The organism is Methylobacterium mesophilicum, assembly GCF_022179445.1.
Taxonomy (GTDB): Bacteria; Pseudomonadota; Alphaproteobacteria; order Rhizobiales; family Beijerinckiaceae; genus Methylobacterium; species Methylobacterium mesophilicum.
Genome location: NZ_BPQU01000008.1, coordinates 125,021 through 147,279 on the forward strand (window position 1 = coordinate 125,021; position 22,259 = coordinate 147,279).

17 protein-coding genes and 1 pseudogene are annotated in these 22,259 nt (G+C 64.6%); 10 read left to right on the forward strand and 8 right to left on the reverse strand.

The window, feature by feature from the left end; genetic code table 11:
- The first annotated feature begins 1,011 nt into the window (after positions 1-1,011).
- From MFF40_RS11190 to MFF40_RS11220, 7 genes are all read left to right on the forward strand, one after another.
- The gene (locus MFF40_RS11190; protein WP_238260424.1) at positions 1,012-1,281 is read left to right on the forward strand and encodes a hypothetical protein; all 270 of its coding nucleotides are present in this window, start codon (positions 1,012-1,014) and stop codon (positions 1,279-1,281) included.
- A gap of 105 nt (positions 1,282-1,386) precedes the next feature.
- Entirely contained in the window at positions 1,387-2,211 is an 825-nt protein-coding gene (locus MFF40_RS11195; protein WP_238260425.1) for an outer membrane protein, read from the forward strand.
- Between the two features lie 916 nt (positions 2,212-3,127).
- Positions 3,128-3,310 (forward strand): hypothetical protein, encoded by a 183-nt coding sequence (locus MFF40_RS11200; RefSeq protein ID WP_238260426.1) that lies wholly within the window; start codon positions 3,128-3,130, stop codon positions 3,308-3,310.
- A gap of 321 nt (positions 3,311-3,631) precedes the next feature.
- Positions 3,632-4,771, forward strand: a complete 1,140-nt coding sequence (locus tag MFF40_RS11205) for a PAS domain-containing sensor histidine kinase (RefSeq protein ID WP_238260427.1) — start codon at positions 3,632-3,634, stop codon at positions 4,769-4,771.
- Entirely contained in the window at positions 4,755-5,180 is a 426-nt protein-coding gene (locus MFF40_RS11210) for a response regulator (RefSeq protein WP_238260428.1), read from the forward strand. Before MFF40_RS11205 ends, MFF40_RS11210 begins: the two co-directional genes overlap by 17 nt.
- Positions 5,181-5,194: 14 nt before the next feature.
- Entirely contained in the window at positions 5,195-6,343 is a 1,149-nt protein-coding gene (locus MFF40_RS11215; RefSeq protein WP_238260430.1) for a hybrid sensor histidine kinase/response regulator, read from the forward strand.
- The gene (locus MFF40_RS11220; protein ID WP_238260433.1) at positions 6,334-8,049 is read left to right on the forward strand and encodes a sensor histidine kinase; all 1,716 of its coding nucleotides are present in this window, start codon (positions 6,334-6,336) and stop codon (positions 8,047-8,049) included. Before MFF40_RS11215 ends, MFF40_RS11220 begins: the two co-directional genes overlap by 10 nt.
- A 157-nt stretch (positions 8,050-8,206) precedes the next feature.
- On the opposite strand, the gene selB is transcribed toward MFF40_RS11220, so the two are convergent.
- The 7 genes and pseudogenes from selB to MFF40_RS11255 all read right to left on the reverse strand — a co-directional run bounded on the left by selB (position 8,207) and on the right by MFF40_RS11255 (position 17,390).
- A complete protein-coding gene (selB, locus tag MFF40_RS11225; RefSeq protein WP_238260435.1) occupies positions 8,207-10,126 on the reverse strand; it encodes a selenocysteine-specific translation elongation factor in 1,920 nt (639 codons plus the stop codon).
- A gap of 69 nt (positions 10,127-10,195) precedes the next feature.
- Positions 10,196-11,773: pseudogene (locus MFF40_RS11230) on the reverse strand (ABC transporter substrate-binding protein).
- Positions 11,774-11,881: 108 nt separating this feature from the next.
- Positions 11,882-12,352: a MarR family winged helix-turn-helix transcriptional regulator gene (locus MFF40_RS11235; protein WP_238260437.1), complete on the reverse strand. Its 471-nt coding sequence runs from the start codon at positions 12,350-12,352 to the stop codon at positions 11,882-11,884.
- Positions 12,353-12,806: 454 nt separating this feature from the next.
- The gene (locus MFF40_RS11240) at positions 12,807-14,336 is read right to left on the reverse strand and encodes an AMP-binding protein (protein ID WP_238260439.1); all 1,530 of its coding nucleotides are present in this window, start codon (positions 14,334-14,336) and stop codon (positions 12,807-12,809) included.
- 7 nt (positions 14,337-14,343) lie between these two features.
- Positions 14,344-15,270 carry a 3-hydroxyisobutyrate dehydrogenase gene (mmsB, locus tag MFF40_RS11245; RefSeq protein ID WP_238260440.1) on the reverse strand — a complete coding sequence of 309 codons (927 nt, stop codon included), beginning with the start codon at positions 15,268-15,270 and terminating at the stop codon, positions 14,344-14,346.
- A gap of 25 nt (positions 15,271-15,295) precedes the next feature.
- Complete coding sequence (locus tag MFF40_RS11250; RefSeq protein WP_238260441.1) at positions 15,296-16,504, reverse strand: ABC transporter substrate-binding protein; 1,209 nt, start codon at positions 16,502-16,504, stop codon at positions 15,296-15,298.
- A 109-nt stretch (positions 16,505-16,613) separates the two neighbouring features.
- Positions 16,614-17,390: an enoyl-CoA hydratase/isomerase family protein gene (locus tag MFF40_RS11255; RefSeq protein ID WP_238260442.1), complete on the reverse strand. Its 777-nt coding sequence runs from the start codon at positions 17,388-17,390 to the stop codon at positions 16,614-16,616.
- A gap of 168 nt (positions 17,391-17,558) precedes the next feature.
- Here MFF40_RS11255 and MFF40_RS11260 point away from each other — a divergent pair, with 168 nt between their 5' ends.
- The 3 genes from MFF40_RS11260 (at position 17,559) to MFF40_RS11270 (ending at position 20,096) form a co-directional block, all read left to right on the forward strand.
- Entirely contained in the window at positions 17,559-18,224 is a 666-nt protein-coding gene (locus MFF40_RS11260) for a GntR family transcriptional regulator (protein ID WP_238260443.1), read from the forward strand.
- 79 nt (positions 18,225-18,303) lie between these two features.
- A complete protein-coding gene (locus MFF40_RS11265; protein WP_438804099.1) occupies positions 18,304-19,791 on the forward strand; it encodes an aldehyde dehydrogenase family protein in 1,488 nt (495 codons plus the stop codon).
- A 17-nt stretch (positions 19,792-19,808) separates the two neighbouring features.
- Positions 19,809-20,096: a YciI family protein gene (locus MFF40_RS11270; protein WP_238260445.1), complete on the forward strand. Its 288-nt coding sequence runs from the start codon at positions 19,809-19,811 to the stop codon at positions 20,094-20,096.
- Between the two features lie 734 nt (positions 20,097-20,830).
- Here MFF40_RS11270 and MFF40_RS11275 read toward each other — a convergent pair.
- The gene (locus MFF40_RS11275; RefSeq protein ID WP_238260446.1) at positions 20,831-22,135 is read right to left on the reverse strand and encodes an MFS transporter; all 1,305 of its coding nucleotides are present in this window, start codon (positions 22,133-22,135) and stop codon (positions 20,831-20,833) included.
- Positions 22,136-22,259 lie beyond the last annotated feature (124 nt).

Sequence of the window (22,259 nt, forward strand, 5' to 3'; positions counted from 1 at the left end):
AGATCCCGGATCGGGAAAGGCAGTCGGCAGTGCCAGTCCGGAATGGCAATCGGTCCACGCGTGACTGGACGGACTGAGGTGTCAGGCCGCGGACCTCGCGCGGCGCTCAAGGATGTCACCGGCCCGTAGCTGCTCCGCCGTAGGCGCCCAACAGGTCGCCCAAACCTCGAACGTGCAATGTCGGACGCCATAGGCTTCTCGACAAAGGGTCGCGATCTGGCCCCTTGAAAGCCGGCCACGGGCCATGAGGCCGCCGGCAACTGCCTGGATCGCAGCGGATCCTTACGGCGAGCGGATGAGCGCTCGCGTCCCAACCGCCCTCCTGGAAGACATCCGCGATGATGTGGATCGGCTGGCGCAGTGGCCCGCAGCCGCCCTGCCTGTCGGCGCCAAGGTCGTCGACCAGATCGCCTTCGCATCTGCCGCGCTGGAGGATCTGAAGGGCGCTTTACAACCTGGCGGGGACGGTCGGCGACATAGCCTATGCCATGGCCTGGACGGGGGCAGCGCACGCCAACGAGTGGTCGAGGCAGAGCCACCCCGGAGAACACTACAACGCCGCCGGCAAGCTGATTCGGTTACTCGGCGAGGCCCTAACCGACGTGGCGGATGTGACCCGCAAAAAGGGTTAGCGGCGCCAGCCCGAGACGCCCAGCGAACGCGAGACCCGCCTGACGATCCTGTCGCGTCCCGTCGTCCGGAACGGCGACCCCGACGAGACCGAGGCCTTTGCCCGGGCTCTCGTCGCCCACGTTGAGGCCGAGCGGGCGGGGCACCGACCGGCGCTCCTCTCCCTTCCGTAGCCGTGCGTGCCGCCCCGGCCGGTGCCTGCCGGGCTTCCCCGTCACCGCGACCCGAGATCTGACATCATGGGCGACGTGCTCACCTTCACTCTGCGTTCGAAACCGGCTGTTCCGGAGGCGTCAAAGCCGCTGACCGGACCGGAGATCTGCGTCACCTTGGAGGCGGCTGCACAGGTCGCACTCGACGCGGCGGAGCAGCTACATCGCCGTGCTCGACCGCATGGACAGCGACACGGGCCTCGAGGATGGCGCCGACGATGAGCCGGGCCTGGCGGCGCCTCAGAACACCACCGGCTCGCAGATCGTATGGATGCGCGGCAGCGCCCGGAATGGTGAGACTGAAACAGCTGAAATTTTGTTGTCAGAATGTGGGATTAAAAGAGATCCTGATCCGTTTGTCCTACCCGGAAACGGACATGGCAATGTTATTGCCGCCCGTGGCTCGGTATCACCCAATCTAGTTGGCGGGAGAAAATAAGTTGGATCACGTTCGACGGAGGGTGTGACCGGACGGATACATGATTTTGTGGCAATCTCGTCTAGTCTGCGACACGATTTAGTCTGGGATCGGGACATCGCAGTTATGAGAACGCTACTCGCCTCGCTGGCCGCATTCACCGCCCTGACCGGCGCCGCTGCCGCCGCTGACCTTCCGCGCCGCGCCGCCCCGCCGCCGATCTTTACCCCTGTGCCGGTGTTCACTTGGACCGGAGCCTACTTCGGTATCAACGCTGGCTACGCCTATACCGAGTCGGATACGATCCGGACCGTGGGCATCGGCACCCTACAGAACAATGTGAACAACCTGCTCCGCAGCCCGGCCGTCCGCCTGTCGCAGGATGGTTTCTCCGCCGGTGGCCAGGTCGGCTACAATTATCAATTCACCCCGGGGTCGGGCATCGTCGTTGGTGTCGAGGCCGACGCTCAATACATGGATCTGCAGCGCACCGGTGTGCAGTCGATCTTTCGTCCGGCCTTCAACCCGAACGTCCTGACCAACACCTACCGGACGGACTTGAGCTTCCTGGGCACCGTGCGGGGGCGCGTCGGCTACGCCTTCGACCGCGTCTTCGTGTACGGCACCGGCGGCTTTGCCTACGGTGACGTGACCCAGCGTGTCGGCTTCCAGACTGCGGCGCCGCTGACCTATTTTGGCAGCCGCTCGCGGATGGATACCGGCTATGCCTACGGCGGCGGCATCGAGTACGCCCTGCCCACCGACTCGTTCCTGAACTTCTTCCGGTCGAATGCCGTGACGATCAAGGCCGAGTACCTGCGTTACGATCTCGGCAGCCACAATTTGCTCGTCGGCTCCGTCGGCGGCCCAGGCGTCGGCTACATCTCCCGCTTTCGGACCGAGGGTGGCATCGCTCGCGCCGGCCTGAACTTCAAGTTCGGTTCCTACTAGGATCGGTGGTGCCGCTCCCGGCAGCTGTGCCGGGGGACGCGGCGGTGGGGCGAGGAGTGTTGGTCCTCTTCCTCGCTCCCCCGTCGCAGAAGAGTAGCCGTCCGGTTGACCTTCACATCTCCAGCCCTGTCAAACTGGCCGCTAGATCGGCCACACCCTGAGAGCACCCGCTCCTGGGGTGTTTGTCGTTCTGGCGGCTGCCTCGTTCGGGATCAGTGCATGCCGACCAATCGTTCGGGAGCCTGCCCCCGAGGGAGATAGCCGAACGAACATCTACTCTGGCGGATCCGCGGCAACGTCATCGCGGCGCACAGTTCGCTCATTGTCGACCCTCTGGAGCGTACCTGACGCAGACTGCGTCATGTCTCGAAGCGGACGCCCGCGCGCTCCCGTGCATCATCCTCAGCTGCAGGGATCCCCATCAGGACGCGCGAGGGATGGGTATGCACGATCCGAACGTTTTTCGGCGCCCAGGTGCACCCTAGGCAAACAGCATAGATCCAGCGATCCCATAAATTTGTGTTTTTATTGTCGATCGATTTCTGTTTTTCCCTCGCCTTAGCTATGAGTTGCCTAGTTTATCCTGCCTTGGCGTCGCTGTTTATATTGTTACTGGTTCCAGCTGCATCCCTACGGGGCTGTGTATGTTGAGCGAAAACCGGTGACGAAAAACTGCTGAGTAGAAAAGAAATTAATATCAAAGTGCGCATTAGATGCTCCAAGAGCCTCGTTGGCACCCCCCCCTGTTGCGGCCTTGACGAAGCCGAGCTTCGATAGGTTTCAAAAACAGCAAAAATAGTTTGAAGAAATAAAACTCCGATGATGGTGCATCGCCACAGGAGTGAAATCAGGCGAGCTGAAACCTGATGATATGCCCTACTCCCGCACAGGCTTCGGCTCTGGCTGAGCCGTCCGTGTGAGGGTCTGGATCACCCGCGGCGCCAAGGACGCGATGAGCCGCGAGATGCTGGTGGGGCTCGACGCCGCGGGCATCGGCATCGCCGCGGCAACCTACGACATCGTCGGCCTGCCGCCCGTCGAGCTCGCCGGACGGCGGCGCATGGGGCGTGCCGCCTCCTCCTCAGAGGCCGCCGAGTGACGAGCCTGAGACCGCAGGCGTCTTCGAGGCTCCTCGGGCGATCCGATCCCAGCTAAGGCCTCCGTCGTCTGCGTGTCAGCAGGTTGGCCGGAGAGGCAACCGTTCTACCGAACCCGCCGCCGCCAAGATGGAGGTGGTTGGCCGCCTGAAGTACCATCCCGGCTGAGACCTGCGCGGTCGTCGTACGATGGGATCCTCCGGTGGATCCCTTGGCGCGGATCACCGACGCGGGTGGACATGGGCGTCGGTCACGCGAGAAGACATGCCCCATCGGTTCGACGGTCAGCGGACGCCGGTGAGCCACCATCCAAGGGAAACGCCATGACAGACGCCGTGGCGTCGGGGCCCACCGCTCCTGACGCGTCCGACTTTCGCAACCTCGCCGACACCCTGCCTCAGATGGCGTGGATCGCGGACGCGAGCGGCGACATCTTCTGGTACAATCAGCGCTGGTACGACTACACGGGTACGACCATCGACTCCATGAAGGGCTGGGGTTGGAAGGCCGTCCACCACCCCGATCACGTCGACCGGGTCGTCGAGCGGATCTCGCACGCCTTCAAGGCCGGCGAGCCTTGGAACGACACCTTCCCCCTCCGCAGCGCCACCGGCGAATACCGCTGGTTCCTTTCGCTCGCCAACCCGTTTCGCGATGCCGAGGGACGCGTCATCCGCTGGTACGGGACGAACACCGACATCACCGACCGCAAACGGATGGAGGCACGGCTGGCAAGCAAGGCCGGCGACCTGCGCCGCACGAACGAGGAACTGGAGCAGTTCGCCTATGTCGCCTCGCACGACCTCAAGGCGCCCTTGCGTGGCATCGAGAACCTCGTCGGCTGGATCGAAGAGGACCTCGAAGGTGCCCTAACAGGCGACGTCCAAACCAACATGGAGCTCCTGAAGAGCCGAGTCCGGCGCCTGGAGAGCCTGCTGGACGACCTGCTTGCCTATTCCAGGGCCGGACGAGCCGACGTGGCCTTCACGCAGGTCGACACCAAGGCCCTCGTCGACGAGCTCGCCGTGCTGGTGAGCCCACCCGACGGGTTCGAGATCGTCGCCGCCGACGAACTACCGACGGTGAACGCGGCGAAGGCGCCGCTGACCCAGGCGCTCCAGAACCTCATCGGCAACGCGATCAAGCATCACGACCATCCGGGGGACGGTCGCGTCCGCGTCGATGCGCAGCCGATGGGCGATATGGTAGAGTTCGTAGTCACGGACGACGGTGCCGGCATCCCGGAGCAGTTCCGCGAGCGCGTGTTCGGCATGTTCCAGACCCTAAGGCCCCGCGACGAGGTCGAGGGCAGCGGCATGGGTCTGGCCATCGTCAGGAAACTTGTCGAGCGCCAGGGTGGCAAGGTCTGGCTGACCGAAGGCCGGGAGGGACGCGGCCTCTCGGTGCATTTCACGTGGCCGAAGGACGGCGCGAAGGGGGGGACGGATGGGTTCGACGGTTAACCTGCTGCTGGTCGACGACGACGAGGTTGACGTACAAGGGCTGAAGCGCGCCTTCAAGAAGAGCAAGATCGGCAACCCGATTACCGTCGCCCGCGACGGCATCGAGGCGCTGGAGTACCTGCGTGGCCAGAACGGCAAGGAGAGGCTGCCGAAGCCCCACCTCATCCTGCTCGACCTCAACATGCCGCGCATGAACGGCATCGAGTTCCTGGAGGAGATCCGGGCCGACGAGGACCTGCGCACCGCCGTGGTGTTCATGATCACCACCTCGAAGGCCGACGAGGATCGGATGCGGGCCTACGGCCACAACGTGGCCGGCTACATCGTCAAGCGCGATCCGGCCAACACCTTCATGGAGGCGGTCTCCATGCTGGAGCACTTCTGGAAGGTGGTCGAGTTCCCGCAATAGAGCTCGGCAGAAACGTGGAATCCCCCACCCGCATCCTGCTGATCGACGACGACGCCGTCGACCGGACGTCCGTGCGCCGCGCCCTGAAGAAGTCGGGGCTGAAGCACGACCTGACCGAGGCGCCCGACGGCACGACCGGCCTGCGCTTGGCGCGGGAGGGTGCGTTCGACTGCATCCTGCTCGACTATCGCCTGCCGGACGTCGACACCTTCGACCTGCTCGCCTCCCTCCTCGCCCTTCCGGGCGAGGGTCACGCCGTGCTGATGCTGACCGGCGAGGCGGACGAGGACCTGGCGTTCCGGCTGATGCGGGCTGGCGCCCTCGACTACCTCGCCAAGGCGGAGGCGACGCCGTCGAGCCTGGCTCGGGCGATCCGCTACGCTGAGGCGCGCCGCGGCTTCCAGGCGAAGCTCGACGAGGCTCGGCGCGAGGCCGAAGCGAAGTCGCTGGAGCTGGACACCCTCAACCGCCAGAAGACGCTGCTCTTCTCGATCATCGCCCACGATCTGCGCAACCCGTTCCAGTCCTTGCTCGGTCTGTCGGAGGTCCTGGGCAAGGCGGTGGCGAAGCGGGACCACCCCTCCATCGAGCGCCGGGCCAAGGGCATCAATCAAGCCGCGACCCAGGCCTACGCGCTTCTGGAGAGCCTGTTCTCCTGGGCGAGCCTGCAGATGGACACGATGGCGGTCACCATCACCGACGTCGCCCTTGGCACGGTGGCGGCGGAGGTCATGCAGGGCGCCGCCGAGGCGGCCGCCGATAAGGGCCTGACGCTGACCATCGCGTGCCAGGGGACCACAGTGCGCGCGCAGCGCGACATGCTGGCCACGGTCCTGCGCAACCTGGTCAGTAACGCGGTCAAGTTCACGCTGCCGGGGGGCACCATCACGGTCGCCGGCCAGCGGACCGGGAGCGGCATCGAGATCACGGTCTCCGATACCGGCGTCGGCATGCCCGCCGGCAAGGTGGCAGACCTGTTCAGGCTTGACCGGCGCAGCACGACGAACGGCACGGCGGGCGAGCGCGGTAGCGGATTGGGGCTCCTACTCTGCCGCGACCTCGTGGAGCGTCAGGGCGGCGAGTTGACCGTCGAAAGTTTACCAGACCAAGGCACCACTTTCCGCTTCACCCTTCCGGAAGCGGTCGGCGCCTCATGTCCCTGACGACCCGCATCCTTCTTCTCGTCATGCTCGCCCTCGCACCGGCGCTGGCGATCCAGGGCTACAACGAGCACGCCCTGCGCACCTCGCGCGACGAGACCGTGCGCGCCGATACGATGGCGACGGCCCGGACCGTCGCCGAGGACCTTTCGCAGGTCGCGGAGTCGGCCCGCCAAGCCCTCAACTTCCTGGCTCAGGACCCGGCGGTCCGTGCGATGGAGCCCTCGGGCTGCACCGAGTACTTACGCCGGGCCGTGCGCAACAATCCGCAATTCGCGGTGTTCGCGCTGACGCGGTCGGACGGGACCGTCGTGTGCAACAGCCTCGGCTCCGCACCCGGCTCCTACGCCGTGCCCGACCGGGTCTACCAGCGCCGTGCGGTCGCCGAGGGTACGTTCGTGATGGGGACCTACGCCCGCGGCAACGCCTCCCGCAGGGACTCGCTTCACTTCGCCCAAGCGCTACCAGACGCGGAGGGGCGCACGGTCGGCGTGCTCGCCGTCGCCGTCGATCTCGGGTGGCTCGACGGTTACCTCAGGCGTAACCTGAGACTGCCCAGCACTTCCGTGACGGTAGCGGACCAGGACGGCATCATCCTGGTTCGCTATCCCGACGGGAATGGTTGGGTCGGAAGACCAGTGCCGCCGGATCGGCAGCGCATCGTGATGAGCCGTGGCGAGGGTGTCCGCGTCGACTTCGGCATCGACGGTCGCGAACGCATCCTCGCCAACGCCAAGCCCGGCGGCGCGGCGTCGTCCGCCTGGGTGACCGTCGGTCGCGACCGAAAGGTCGCCTTCGCGGACGTGGACGCCGCCACCCGCAGGGGCGTGGTGCTGATCGTCCTGGGTGCCGTGCTTGCCCTGGCCGCCGCGCTCCTGGCGGGACGCGTCTTCATTCGACGACCCTTCGACCGCCTGCTCCGAACGGCATCGAAATGGCAGGCCGGAGACCTCGCGGCCCGGACCGGGTTGGACGGCGCCGACGAGTTCGGTCGCCTCGGAAGCAAGCTCGACGCGATGGCCGGGAGCCTTCAACGCAACGAGGCGGACCTGCGCGACGAGGTCCGCAATAGCCGCGCGATGCAGGAACGGCAGGTGACGATGCTGCATGAGTTGAATCACCGTGTGAAGAACACTCTTGCCACGGTCCAGGCCCTGGCACGGCAATCAACGCGTGGCGGCGAGGCCCCGGGGGAGAGGCTGGAGGCACGCATCCTCGCACTCTCCAAGACCCACGACCTCCTGACGCGGGACGACTGGTCGGGCGCCCCCCTCCGGGCGGTGCTAGAGAACGAGCTGGGTCCCTATAGGTATGGCGACGCGACCTTCGTGGTGGATGGTCCCGACGTGGACCTTCCGCCGCGCCATGTGCTGTCCCTCGGGATGACGCTGCACGAGCTGGCTACCAACGCCGCCAAGCACGGCGCGCTGTCCGTTCCTGGAGGCGAGGTTCGGATCACATGGTCGGTCATTGCCGATGCCGGCAACAGCCGTCGGCTCCTCTTGGAGTGGCGGGAGACCGGCGGCCCGCCCACCGTTCCGCCGACGCGTCGGGGCTTCGGCACGCGGCTGATCGCAGTCAGCGTCGAGCGCGAACTAGATGGGGAGATCGACCTCGATTTCGCCGAGACGGGCCTCCGCGTCGCCTTGGATGTCCCGTTGACTGCGCTTGGGGCCGCACACTTGAGCCCGCTTGCCACCACGCATTGAGGGACGAGCAGTCAGCGCCATCGAAAGGATTGGACTTTGGCCGGAGGCGAAAGATGCCCGTCGGACGCCATGCCCCGGCATACGTCGAGATCACCTTGGCTAATGCCGCGGGTCGCCCAAACGACGCTCGATCCGTCCGCGCAGGCAGGGACGATAGCTAAGATTTGTTTGGTGTGAACGCTTCTTGTCGAACGCGGCGCCCCTCAGCGACACGCATCGTCAGACCCTGCGCATCGAGGTATTCCAGGATCGGCATCGTGATGTTCCGGCCGATCCCGGTTGCTTCGCGAAACTGCCCTACGGTGAGAAGCGCTTCAGGGTGTGCGCTGGCCACCGCCCGGGCGTGATCCACCAATTCGATCAGGACGCTGGGCAGAATGTAGTAATGCTTCGAGATGCGCTGCAGCCAGCCGATGCGGCCGAGCCGATCGAGAAGTCCACGCAAGGTGTCCGGGTCACTGCCCACGCGTTGTGCGAGTTCGGCCAGGCGCGGCTGATCGAGTCCGGCCGCCTCCAGGATCGTGCGTATCTCATCGTGAAGCAGCGCATCTTCGGGACTCAGGCGGACGACGTGCCCGGGGCGATGATGGTGGTTGCCGCGACGCGCGACCGTACCGTCGCGAACCAGTGCATCGAGGATGGGGGGCAAGACCCTGCGATGTCGAGTGGGAATGCCTGCCGCGACTTCCTCCTGGGATAGACCCGGATTGTCGGGCTCGATCCGATGCGTGTCGTCGAGCAACGCGAGGACGGCACTGCGGATGCCGTTCATGCGCGTCCTTGAAAAACCGAGCGGACCGCGGGGCGTCTCCACCACCATGACGCCGAGGGTGTCTGCAAGGGCGTCCATGGCCGCCGCGGAAACGTTGCGTGAACGCGCGAAGTGACCGAGATCCACCTCGACCGGGCTGGCTTCGAGCAGGCCGTCGAGCGCGTGCCCATCGTCGGCTCGGTCGAGGGCGCGGACCATCGCCTGCCGCTCCTCCCACCAGGCTCCGCGTCGCGGTCCGTCGATGTCGACGATGGTGCCTCCGCCCAAGGTGCGCGAGGCGGAGATGTCGCGCAGGATGAAGCGGTCGCCGTGAAGCGCCCCAAGTCCCGCATCGAGGGCGATCTGCGCTCTGGCCGAGCCTCCAGGCTCGACGACGACGCCCTCCGGGAGGAGAATCCGTCCGGTGACCAAGCCTGCGCCGTGGTGCACCTGGACGGGCGTTCGATGGCGGAGGGCCCGCTTTTCGCTGGGCAGCAGGCGCAGCGTCACGTCGAGACGTAGGGTCGGTCCATGCAGCGCTGGTGCGAGGATCCAGTCCCCGCGATGGATATCCCCCTTCGACAGGCGCGGGCCGACGATATTCAGGGCGCAGCGCTGCCCGGCGCCGGCCTCATCGGTCACGAGGTCCTCGGCGCGGATGCCCCGCACCCGCACCTCCTGTCCGCCCGGGGAGGCCAGCAGGCGGTCGCCAACGCGCACGGTGCCGGCATGCACGGCCCCGGTGACCACGATGCCGACCCCCGAGATAGTGAAGGAGCGGTCGACCGCCAGACGGAAGCCTCGTTGCGTCGGTCGGACCACAGCGGGCGTGGCCGCAGCGGCGTCCAGCAAGGCCGCAAGTTCGGGGATGCCAGCTCCGGACAAAGACGAACAGGCGACGATGGGCGCATCGGCGAGGCCGGTCCCAGTCAGCGCCGCGCGGATTTCCGGGCGAACCGCCACGAGTCGTGCCGGGTCCACCGTGTCGCTCTTGGTGACCGCCACGACCCCATGTCCGAGGCCGAGCAGGTCGAGGATGGCGATGTGCTCACGGGTCTGGGGCATCACGCCATCGTCAGCCGCCACGGCAAGGAGGGCGAACGCGACGCCGGTCGCCCCTGCCACCATCGTACGCACCAGACGCTCATGGCCGGGCACGTCCACGAACCCGAGGGTGCGGTCGCCGCGACGGGCATAGGCGAACCCGAGATCCAAGGTGATCCCGCGGGCCTTCTCTTCCGGCAGCCGGTCGGCGTCGACGCCGGTGAGCGTCTTCACCAGCGTCGTCTTGCCGTGGTCGATATGACCCGCCGTCACGACGATCATGGCTTGGCGACTTCGTGCTGGAGCCCAGTGTGGCCGGCGCGGAACAGTCCGCGCCGGCCGGAAGTGACTTCAACCCTTGATGCGGGTTTCGGCCAGTTCGGACATGCAGGTGTCGTAGGGGGTGAACTCCACCCGGTTCGACACCGCGAACAGCGTGTAGGGCGCGTACAGGAACAGGGCTTTGGCCTCGTCCTGCAGGTAGCGCTCCACCTCGCGAACCACCCCTTCCGTTTCGGTCTCCGGCGTATGCAGGAGCTTCTCGTAGAGGGCGTCGAACTTCGGATCCTCCGGACCCTGGCGCAGGGTCGCGTCACGTCCGAAGAACTCCCGGTGCACGCACGCCGCCGGATATTGCGGCGTCCAGTCGAAGTACCATTCGAGCTTGACGTCGAACTCCGCCGGCGTTTCGTCCTTGGCGCTGACGAAGCGGCAGCCCAGGCCAACTTTTCCCAGGCACCGGCCGATGGCGTCCACCACGCCCTTCCAGGCGGGTGAGGCGACGAAGACCAGTTCTTGTCCCCCGAGCCTCAGACCATCGAGCGTGCGTCTGGCACCCTCGGGGTCGTGCGGCATCGGCTTCATGTCCGGGTCCGCGCCGTAGCGGCCTGGCTGGATGAAGGCTGGGATCACCGTGCCGTAGCCATACGCCCCGTGCTCCAGCACGAAGGCTTGGTCGATGGCGAGGTTGATCGCCCGGCGGGCCTCCGGGTTGCGCCAAGGCGAGTCCGGACGGTTCTCGTTGAAGACACCCGTGAGGATCGCCTTCGCCTTCTTCGTCTGGATTCTCCCGTGCGCACTGTCCGGGAAGGACTTCGCCTCGTCCGGCGTCAGGTCGAACACTACGTCGACCTGGCCGTCACCGACCGCGACCGACTTGATGCCCTCGTCCTTGCCGATGACGTTGTCGTAGACGATCCGGACCGTCGGCCTGCGGGCCGGGTTCCAGTACGTCGGGTTGGGCTCCATGACCACGCGGTCGGAGCGGCTATCGATGAGCGAGACGCCCTCGGTGAGCACAAACGGGCCAGTCCCCCACGGACCAGGCGCGTCGATGACTCACCAATGGCCTTCTGCCGACCCCGTCTTTGGGTCAACGAAGCCCCACTCGTTCCAGAACCGCGTCGAGGGCAGGTGCATACCGCGCAGCTTCATTAGCGCCGCGGAGTCGCCGCCGGGGAAGCGCATCCGCACGGTGCGGTCGTCGACCGCCTCGCAAGTCACATCCCGGGCGAAGTTGAGGAAGGCACCCGGCGGGTGCGGGTTGGTCCATTCCTGGACCTTGTCGAACCCGAGCTTGAACATCGCGGCGTTGAAGGGCTCGCCGTCCTGGTAGACCGCGTCCCGCATCTTGAGTTCGAGGGTTTCGCCATCGAGCCAGCGCCAGCTCTCGGCGAGGCTCGGCTGGCCGATGCCGTCGTGGTCGACACGGTTGGCTTCCTCCATCGTGTTCCAGGTGATGGAAAGCCAGTTCACCGGCGACGGGTCGACCACCGTCACCGTGTTATGGGGTCCCCAGGGCTGGCCGCCCCCCGGATCCCCGGTCGCTTGCGCGTCCATGTATCCTCCTCGTGTTCGACCCGCATGGCGTGCGGGCATCGTCCGGCTCATCGCGAGCCGACAGGATGGAAGGCGCCTGCGGTTGCGCATGGCCCTCGATTTATTCGCCTGGGCCGCCGGCCAGGCCGCCGTCGAACCCTCGCGTTTCAGTTCGGCCCCGCGGAGAGCCTCGTCCGCACGTCTGCGTGCGGGGTATCCTCAGCCCGGCTCGTCGCCCTGGGCCATGCCCGCTGTGGCGACGCGGTCGGCGAGATCCTTCAAGTTCTGGCGCAGGTCGGCGAGTTCGCGGTCGCCGAGGCCGGTGCGACAGACCACGGCCTGCTGCGCCGTCGCAACTTGGTCCTCCAGCAACCGGCCCGCCTCCGTCAGGGCGACGAGGACGATGCGCCGGTCTGCCGCGCGGGTCCGGATGACGAAGCCCGCGGCCTCCAGCCGGTCGACCAGGGGCGTGATCGCGCTGGACGTGAGTTGCAGCCGGGCGGCCAAGTCGTTCACCGCCGTCACGCCGTCCTGCCAGAGCGCCAACATGACGAGGTACTGCGGGTAGGTCAGCCCTACCTCGCCCAGCAACGGCCGGTAGGCGCGCACGATCGAATTCGTCGCAGCATAGAGGGCGAAGCAAAGCTGGTCGTCCAGCCGCAGGCCAGTTTGCTTCGTCGATGTCGACACAGACCGTCGCTCCGTTCAGACCTTAATCATTCACGCGTGAATGATGTTGTCAACGGGCCGTATCTTGCGTAGGGGAAAGCGCGGCTAACAGGCTTGCCTTTTCCTGGTCACAGGGGGGCCGCATACGAGAGAAGTCGACGAAAAGCCGACCGGCGCCTATCCACCCAACCCAGTCGTAGGTCCTCGTCCATCAAGCTGCCTCGGAGCAGACCTTCCGAGCTTCTGCAACGGGTCGGTTCGAGCATGTCTGCTTTTACGGTGCGCCTGCTCCGAAGCAGGCCGGCAGCTTTCTGCCATAACCGGACCGCCGTTTAATGCTCGTCTCAGCCGCTCTAGCGCTCCCGTGCCTTGGTGTGCCAAGCGTCCGCCTGCTGGACACGCTCGCGGGGGCCACCTCCGAAGGCGAAATGTTCCAATCTCTACGGTTCCAGCGGTTCCTTCCGTCGGCGGTGGATCAGTTCACCTCGCCATCGACGCTGAAAACGGCCCGATAGGTCTGACGGAGTTCGTTCTTCTGGACCTTGCCAAGGGCGTTGCGCGGAAGCCTGGGCATCGACACCACGACCTTGGGCAGCTTGTAGCGGGCGAGCTTCTGACCAAGCTGCGCCACGATGACGTCAGGTGCCGGAGCAGTCCGGCCGTCCTGCGGCTCAATCACCGCCACGACACCCTCACCAAAATCCGGGTGCGGCACGCCGATCACTGCACTGTCTTGAATCGCCTCAATCTGGTTGAGGGCCGCTTCGACCTCCTGCGGATAGACGTTGTAGCCCCCAGAGATGATCATGTCCTTGGCGCGCCCGACGATCGCGATCCGTCCATCGGGCGCAATCGTGGCGAGATCACCGGTCCTGAAAAATCCATCCGCGGTCATGGCCGCCTCGGATGCCTCCTGCATGTTCCAATAGCATCGGAAGACGTTGGGTCCCCGCAGGACGAGTTCACCGACGGTCTCGGCGGGCAGCGTGTGTTCATCCTTGTCGCGCACCTCAATATCGACGCCGGGGAGTGCGTAGCCGACCGTCCCCGGGGTGCGGAGTCCGTCGAGCGGGTTCGAGGCGACGATCGTCGTCTCCGTCAGGCCGTAGCGCTCAAGGATCGTGTGCCCAGTCCGCGCCCGGAATGCGTCATGTACCATCGCCGACAACGGCGCCGATCCACAGGTGAACAGGCGCATTCCGGCACATAGCCCGGCGTCTAGCCGCGGGTCTGCGAGGAGCCGCGTGTAGAAGGTCGGAACGCCCATGAAGACCGTAGCCTGCGGCATCTCCCGGATCACGGCGTCTGGGGTGAACCGGTTCAGGAACAGCGTGGTCGCCCCCACCCGCAGGGCCGTGTTGATGGCGATGAAAAGCCCATGGGCATGAAAAATCGGCAGGGCATGAAGCAAGACATCGTCGACGCGCATACCCCAGAGCGAGACGAGCGAATCGGCAGAGAAGAGCAAGTTCGCGTGGCTGAGCACGGCCCCCTTCGGCCGCCCCGTGGTCCCGGAGGTGTAGAGGATGGCCGCGACGTCATCGCCCCGAAGCTGCACGGCATCCGCCAGGGGTGGCATGGACCGCGCGGCCTTGAGGCCGCTGCCGGCGCCCCGAGCGTCGAGGGTGAAGGTCCTACATCCTTCGGGCAGGCCCGCCGCCCCCAGCGCCGCGATCCGCTCGCCTTCGCCGACGAAGAGGTTCGGACCCGCGTCACCCAGGATTTGGCGTACCTCGGCCTCGGTGTACGCGGAGTTGAGCGGAACGTAGACCGCTCCGGCCTTGAGACAGGCCAGATAGAGACACACAGCCTCGGGCGACTTCTCAACTTGGACCGCCACCCGGTCGCCCAAACTCACGCCCACGTGCCTGAGGAACGATGCGAATCGGCTGGCGAGCTCCTCGACGTCGCCGCGTGTCCACCGAGTCCCGTCCTCGCCCTGGAACAGCAGGACATCTGGGTGCTGAGAGGCGGGAAACAAAAAATCGTAGAGGTTGTCTGACATTGATCGATCAACCCGAGACGGGCGTTGCGCCCGCTTGCGGCTGGCCATCCCGGCCCGCGATGAGTTGGAAGACCGCGCTGAAATCCTTCTCGGCATAGCCGCCCGCGGCGGCCATCTGGTAGAGCGCCACCGCCGCACCCGCGAGGGGCGTCGCGGCGTGGACACTGCCCGCGGCCTGTTGTGCCAGGCGCATGTCCTTCAGCATCATCGGGAGGGCGAAACCCGGCGCGTATCCATGGTTGGCGGGCGAGGTCGGGACCGGCCCGGGTACGGGGCAGTACTTCTCAAGGGCCCAGCAATTGCCGGAGGATTTGACGATCACGTCGTATAGGGTCTGGTGGTCGAGGCCTAGTTTCTCCCCCAGTGCGATGGTCTCCGAGAGGGCGACCATGGTCATCCCCGCCAACATGTTGTTGCAGATCTTGAGTGCCTGCCCCGAGCCTGCCTCGCCGACATGGAAGAAGTTTGCACCCATCGGATCGAGGAGGGGCCGAGCGCGAGCGTAGGCCTCCGCGCTGCCGCCGACCATGAACGTCAGCCGGCCGCCCGCGGCTGCCGGAACCGCCCCCGAAACAGGCGCGTCCACCATGGCGAACCCGGCTGCTGTGGCGGCACCGCTGACCGCCCGGGCACTCTCGATATCGATGGTCGAGCTGTCGATCAAAAGGGCGTCGCGAGGCGCTGAGGCCAGAATGCCGCCCTCCGCTTCGTAGACGGCGCGGACGTGCTTGCCCGTCGGCAGCATCGTGATGACACATTCGGCGTCGGCCACCGCCTCGCCGAGCACCGCGGCGGCCCGGCCCCCCTGTGCCGCAAAGCTTGCGCGAGCGGCTGCCGTTAGATCGTAACCAGCGACCCGGTGACCGGCCTCGATGAGGCGGCGGCTCATGGGTATGCCCATGTTTCCCAAGCCAATGAAAGCGATATTCGTCATGCCGGCGCTCCTAACCCATGCAGTCTTACTTCTTGACTAGTGGACACTTGCTCTCCGCCAGAGGCAATGTGGCCTCGGCGGCGGGAATTGTTCTGAGAACACGATAGTAATCCCAGGGCCCCTTCGACTCCTGGGGCGTTTTTACCTGGATCAGGTACATGTCGTGCTCCATTCGCCCGTCGACCCGCACCTTTCCATTCGTCACGAAGAAATCATTGACCGGCATCGCACGCATGGCCTCGGCGACGACCTTGCCGTCGTCGGTGCCGGCCGCCTGCATCGCCTTGAGGTAATGCAGGACTGACGAGTAGACGCCGGCCTGGATCATGTCGGGCATACGACCCGTCACTGCCATGTAGCGCTTCCCGAAGGCGCGACTGGGGTCGTTGCGATCCCAATAGTACGCCGTCGTCGCGACGAGCCCCTGAGCAGCCTTCAAGCCCAGCGCGTGCACATCGCTGATCATGGTAGCGAGACCGAGGATTCTCTGTCCGCCTTGAGCGATGCCGAACTCGCCAGCTTGCTTCACTGCGTTCGTCGTGTCGACGCCGCCATTGGCCAATCCTATGATCTGTGCCTTGGATCCTTGTGCTTGCAAGAGGTAAGAGGAAAAATCCTGCGTACCCGTCGGATGACGCACTTGGCCGATCACTGTCGCATTGTTCTCGGTGATCGTCTTCGTAAGATCGGCCGCCATCTGGTGCCCGAAGGCGTAGTCGGCGGCGATCAGGAACCAGGTTTTTCCGCCTTCTTGAATCACGGCTCGCGATGTTCCGACAGCCTGCGAATAGGTATCCCACGGCCAGTGGAAGCCGGTGGGCGAGCAATCCTCGTTGGTCAGGCGGTTGGTTCCAGGGCCGGAGGCGAGGGTGATCCGTCCGCGCTCTCTGGCCATATTCTGGACCGCTATAGCGATCGCCGAGTTCGTCAGGTCCGCGATCGCCAGGACATTGTCTTGGTCGAACCATTTACGGGCGATGCCTGCCCCGACATCAGTCTTGTTTTGATGATCCGCCGACAGGACCTCAATCGGACGGCCGAGCACAGTGCCGCCGAAGTCAGCGACTGCCATCCTGGCGGCCTCAACCGAGCCTATGCCCCCGAACTCGCTGTAGAGCCCGGATTGATCGTTGAGCACTCCTATGCGCACTGGAGTGTCCGCCGCCTGTGGGCTCGTGGCTCCGAGTAGCGTCACAGCGACGGCTGCAAGCGCGGCGCTTAGCGTCTTTGACATCTTGACCTCCCTGAAGGCGGGCTTAGGCTCGCTCTGCCGTTGGTTCGGGTGCTTCGTCTGCACGGGACGCTGGCGTGCCGCTTCGTGCAGGGCTCGGCGGATTGCCGAATCAATCGTCAGCGAAAAGTGGCGGGCGTTTCTCCTTCCACGCCAGCAGACCCTCCTGCGCGTTGCGCGTGGTGAAGGCCGCGACGAAGCGGTCGTGGATCTCGCCCGGATCGGCGCTGCCCCGGGCAATGGCGTTGAGAGACGCCTTCAGGCCGCGCAAGGCATCCGGCGCCCGCGCGGCGACCGAGGCCGCGAGCGTGTCGGCCCGCTCGTCGAGCAGATCGGGGGCTAAGAGTTCGCTGAGGAAGCCGATGGCGAGCATCGTCTCCGCATCGATCGTTTCGCCGGTCAGGATCAGCCGCTTGGCCGCCGAGAGGCCAAGCCGCTCCACGTAGCGACGCAGGCCGCCGTAGCCGTACTGGATACCAAGGCGGGCCGGCGGCATCATCATGTGGGATTTGTGCACGCCGATCCGCAGGTCGCAGGCCAGGGCGAAATCCGTGGCACCGCCGTAGACGCTGCCGTTGAGCGCGCAGATCGTCGGCATCCGCAGGCACTCGAGCTGATCGCAAAGGCGGTTAAAGGCGAAGGCCTGCTCGAACGAGCCCGCGCTGCCGATGGACCCGATGTTGAATCCGGCGCTGAAGCTCGGCCCGCTCGCCTTCACCACGAGCACGCGGACGGCGCGGTCTCGGTCGAGCTGGTTGAGCATCGCAGCAAGGGCATCCACGTCGGCCGGCTCGAAGCGATTGTGCTGACGCGGACGGTTCAGGTGGATGCGCGCGACGCCGTCCCTGGTCGTGAGGGTCGGCAGCCCATCGGGAGCGTCGACTGACATCGCGAGACACCCTTAAATAGGCCGAGCCGCATCTTTTTCCGACCAAAAAATATATTAGTCAATCGAAAAAAAATATGTCAATTTAGTCGACGTCAACCCGCCACTCATATTGGAGGGGGCTCTTGGCCACTAGATAAAGGCCTGGGAGCTGGTGGATTGAGGACGACGGTGGCGGTGCAGAAGCTCAATCGGACGGGCGAAATCGCGAGCTGGATACGGAGCGAGATCGATTCCGGAGCGCTGGCTCCTGGCATGAGGCTCGAGGAGCGCCAGCTCTCTGAAATGTTCCAGGTTTCGAAGACGCCTGTGCGCGAGGCGTTGATCCAACTCGCCTCGCGCGGCCTCGTCGATCTCAGACAGCGGCGCGGCGCCACTGTGGCGATTATGAGCGCCGAACAGGTCGTCGCCATGTTCGAGGTCATGACCGAGCTCGAGTGCATGGCCGCAAGGCTCGCGGCTACCCGGATGCCTCTGGAGCAACGGCAACAGCTCATGACAATCCATGCGCGTAGCGAGACTTTTCTGGACCATCAGCAGGATTACGATGTCATCAATACCGAACTGCATGAACTAATCTATCGCGGCGCATGCAACGCTTACTTGGAAGGCAGCATAAAAGACGCCCGGGCGAGATTGCGGGTTTACCGCCGCTACCCGTTCCAGAAGCCTGGGCGGATTAAGCAATCCTACCGCGATCACGACGCGATCGTGACCGCCATCGTGAACGGTAACACCGAGGCCGCGAGCCTCTCGATGCACGACCATCTTACCACCGGCGGGCGCGTCTTCGCGGACTTGGTTGCCCAGATGCGCAGCGCGAACGGATCTACCTGACGCCACGGTTCCACCACCCACCGAGCAACCCTCAGACGAGACGCCTATGATCTCGTCGAGACCATCACGGGAGACAACGATGCGGGAGAGCGCCGATACCGCGGGGCAGGAGGGCCTCCGCCGCCAGCCGATGCTGATCGGAGGCGAGTGGGTCTGGGCCGCCTCGGGCGAGACTATCACCGTCGAGAACCCATCGCGCCGCGTGCCGATCGCCGAGGTCCCGCGGGGCGGTGCGGCCGATGTCGACAAGGCCGTCGAGGCGGCCCTAGCGGCCTTTGCGTCTTGGCGAAAGCTCCCGCCCCGCGAACGCGGCCGCCTGATGATGCGGATCGCAGACGACATGGAGGCTCGGCACGAGGAGCTCGCCCGCGCCATCGCCGAGGAGACCGGCAACGCCCTGCGCACCCAGGCCCGTCCCGAGGTCCGCACCGCCATCGAGATGTTCCGCTACTTCGGCGGCGTCGCGAGCGAGACGAAGGGCGAGACGCTTCCCCTAGCGCACGACGTGCTAAGCTACACCCAGCGCGAACCGCTAGGTGTCGTGGCTGCGGTAATCCCCTGGAACGCGCCCTTCGTGCTGGCGAGCGTGAAGATCGCGCCGGGCCTCTGTAGCGGCAACACCATCGTGATGAAGACCGCCGAGGATGCACCGCTGGCGGTCCTGATGCTGGCGGAGATCTGCCAGGCGCACCTGCCGCCCGGCGTCCTGAACATGCTCGCCGGCACGGGGCCAGAATGCGGGTCGCCGCTGCTTCACCATCCCCACGTGGCCAAACTGTCGTTCACGGGCTCGACCGGGGTCGGCAAGCTCGTGATGGAGGCGGCGGCCAAGCGCATACTGCCGGTTTCGCTGGAACTCGGCGGCAAAAGCCCGTCGATCGTGTACCCGGACGCCGACGAGGATTGGGTCGTCGAGGGAATCGTCGCCGCGATGCGCTTCACGCGCCAGAGCCAGTCCTGCACTGCCGGGTCACGCCTGTTCCTCCACCGCTCCATCTACGACGGCTTTTTGGAGAAACTCGTCGCCAAGGCCGCTCAGCTAAAGATTGGGGATGCGCTGGACGAGGCGAGCGACGTAGGCGCCATCATCAACGAGCGCCAGTTCCGGAAAATCTGCGGCTATGTCGAAGACGGCCAGCGCCAAGCTGGCTCGCGCCTCGTTATGGGTGGCCTACCCGACACGGACGGTCCCTTGAGTCGGGGCTATTTCATGCGGCCGACGGCCTTTGCCCAGGCTGACAACGATTGGCGCCTCGCCCGGGAGGAGATCTTCGGGCCCGTCCTCGTCGCGATCCCCTGGGACGACGAGGACGAGGTCATCCGCATGGCCAACGACAGTCACTACGGGCTCGCCGCCTATATTTGGACGCACGACCTCGGACGCGCGCTGCGCGCCGCCCGCGACGTCGAGGCCGGTTGGGTGCAGATCAACCAGGGCGGTGGCCAGCTTCCTGGTCACTCTTACGGCGGCTACAAGCAAAGCGGGCTTGGCCGTGAATTCTCGTTGTCGGGGATGCTCGACAGCTTCACGCAGACGAAGAACATCACCGTCAACCTGACGCGATAGCTCCGAGGGAGAACGCGATGTTCATCGTCAACCTGATTTACGAGAAGACCTTGGCCGAGATTGAGGCCGCGACACAGGTGCACCGGGATTATATTGAAACTTTCTACCAGAAAGGCATCTTCCTCGCTTCCGGCCCCAAGGTCCCACGCGACGGCGGCGTTATCATTGTCAATGGCAAGGTCTCAAGACCGGAACTAGAGCAGATATTGGATGGCGACCCGTTCCGGCAAAAGCAGCTTGTTCGCTTTGAGATCACTGAATTTACGCCGGTGAAGCACAGCCCAGCGCTTATAGGCCTGATCTGAGTGTAACTTTTAACAATACTTCGCCTGCGTAGGCCGGACACGGAGATCATACCTTGCATGTCGTCTTGGCGGATAACTATGCAGTGGCGACGGTCGACCATCCGATTGAGAAGGACGTAGAAACCTTCAACACGGCCGAGGAAGCCATAGCAGTGGCGCGGGATTGAATCGAGCGGAGCCTTAAGGGTTTGGCCGCAGCGCGCTATGGCGAAGCTGCGAATCTGCTAAATCGGTTGCGCTGCTTGGGCCATGCCGCCTTCGTCATTGGCGACGATGCCCAAGGCACATTCGACCGATCAGCCTTTGCAGAAGTGATTTCTAATGCACACTGTTTACTGTAAAATCAATATTAACGGGCGGTACTTGACTTAGTTTCTTGTTGGTCGCGTAGATTGATACTGCATGGGATGACGCATTTGTGTTCGGAATATTTGCGCGAGAGAGCCATCGTCCGCTTTTGCGGCAGATCCCTCTCGAAGCGGACGAGCTGCATTCGGCCAGACTACGCCATGCCCGATCGACAACGGGGGCAAAACCGGACATTCAGTTTAGCGCCCACCACCCCATTCAGCCGTGCCTGTCAGCATCTCGCAAGCGGACACGCTGTTTACGGGTGGTTCTGGGTTGAATAGCGCTACAAGATAACCTTCGCTGCTTGCGCGAAGCAACCGTGGGTCTTTCAGCGAAATCTGCCTAAGACCCACGGCACCGGCTACAGATCCACGAACAAGCGTTTAACGGTCACCCAGCGATGCTGGGATTATCCGGATCAGCGCCGCGCCTGCCAGCATGCAGGCAGACACTGCGTAGAGCCCAATTGCTGGGTTACCAGTGAGCACGTTCAGGCCCCCCACCATGTAGGGGGAGACAAACCCGGCCAGATTACCGATGCAGTTGATCGTGGCGATGCCGGCCGCCGCCGAAGTGCCCGCGAGGAAGGCGCAGGGCACGCCCCAGAATAGCGACAGAGCCGAGAGCATCCCCGCCGTGCCGACGCATAGCCAGACCACCGCAGCGACTGGGTTCTGTCCGACATAGCCGGCCAGCGCCAACCCAACGGCACCAACTGCCAGCATAACCGCGAAGTGGGCCCGGCGTCGGCGTGTGCGGTCAGCGCTGATGCCGGTGAGGATGATAGTCGGCACTGCGACGAGGTAGGGGATCGCCGAGAGCCAACCGATTGTCACGACGTCTTTGATGCCAGAATTTTTTACAATTGAAGGCAGCCAAAAGCTGATCCCATAGAGGCCAATGATGGTCATGAAGTAGACGCCGCTGAGCTTCCAAATCCGCGCATCTCGCAGAAAAGCTCTGGAGGATGCATGCACGACCTTGTCGCCGTCCTCCCGGTGAATTTCAGCGCTTACTTCCGCCTTTTCGGCCTCAGTAAGCCAAGGCGCCTGCTCGGGCTTGTCAACCATCAGGAACAACACTGCAATGCCAGCGAGCAGAGAGGGGGCCGCTTCCAGCAGGAACAGCCACTGCCACGCCTTCATCACGTCCGAGCCATCGAAATGCTGCAAGATCAGACCTGACACAGGTCCGCCGATGACGCCCGCCAGTGGGATCGCGATGTAATAGAAGCCTAGCGCGAAGCCTCGCTTTTTTGCCGGAAACCAGTAAGTTAAATAGAGCATGATGCCGGGTGAAAAGCCTGCTTCGGCAAGGCCCAGAAAGAACCGCGCCACGTAGAATTGCAACGGCGTCGCCACGAGCAGCGTCAGGGCCGAAATGATCGCCCAGGTGATCATGATCCGGGCGATCCAGACCCGGGCCCCGAGCTTGTGGAGCGCCAAATTGCTCGGGACTTCGAACAAAAAATATCCGATGAAGAAAATTCCGGCACCGAAACCGTAAACGGCATCGCTGAAGCCAAGGTCGGACATCATCTGAAGCTTGGCGAACCCGACATTCACCCGGTCAAGATATGCGCATAGGTAGCAGACGACGATGAAGGGCATGATCCGCCACGTAATTTTGCGGTAGACATTCGTCTCCGCCACGCGCGCATTCAGGCCGAGGCTGGCTGCGTGATCCATCGTTTCCTCCGATCGGCCCATTTGCGGGCTCTGTCGCGGTGAACCAGCTCCGCCTCGCAGGCGGGGCCAGCGCTTGATAAGAAGATGACCGGCACCCGATTGCCTCGGCGTGACGCAGGCTCGT

Coding starts and splice junctions, on each gene's coding strand:
- MFF40_RS11195 (WP_238260425.1), top strand. CDS start 1,387: ATGAGAACGCTACTCGCCTCGCTGGCCGCATTCACCGCCCTGACCGGC.
- MFF40_RS11205 (WP_238260427.1), top strand. CDS start 3,632: ATGACAGACGCCGTGGCGTCGGGGCCCACCGCTCCTGACGCGTCCGAC.
- MFF40_RS11210 (WP_238260428.1), top strand. CDS start 4,755: ATGGGTTCGACGGTTAACCTGCTGCTGGTCGACGACGACGAGGTTGAC.
- MFF40_RS11220 (WP_238260433.1), top strand. CDS start 6,334: ATGTCCCTGACGACCCGCATCCTTCTTCTCGTCATGCTCGCCCTCGCA.
- selB (WP_238260435.1), bottom strand. CDS start 10,126: ATGATCGTCGTGACGGCGGGTCATATCGACCACGGCAAGACGACGCTG.
- MFF40_RS11240 (WP_238260439.1), bottom strand. CDS start 14,336: ATGTCAGACAACCTCTACGATTTTTTGTTTCCCGCCTCTCAGCACCCA.
- mmsB (WP_238260440.1), bottom strand. CDS start 15,270: ATGACGAATATCGCTTTCATTGGCTTGGGAAACATGGGCATACCCATG.
- MFF40_RS11250 (WP_238260441.1), bottom strand. CDS start 16,504: ATGTCAAAGACGCTAAGCGCCGCGCTTGCAGCCGTCGCTGTGACGCTA.
- MFF40_RS11255 (WP_238260442.1), bottom strand. CDS start 17,390: ATGTCAGTCGACGCTCCCGATGGGCTGCCGACCCTCACGACCAGGGAC.
- MFF40_RS11265 (WP_438804099.1), top strand. CDS start 18,304: ATGCGGGAGAGCGCCGATACCGCGGGGCAGGAGGGCCTCCGCCGCCAG.
- MFF40_RS11270 (WP_238260445.1), top strand. CDS start 19,809: ATGTTCATCGTCAACCTGATTTACGAGAAGACCTTGGCCGAGATTGAG.
- MFF40_RS11275 (WP_238260446.1), bottom strand. CDS start 22,135: ATGGATCACGCAGCCAGCCTCGGCCTGAATGCGCGCGTGGCGGAGACG.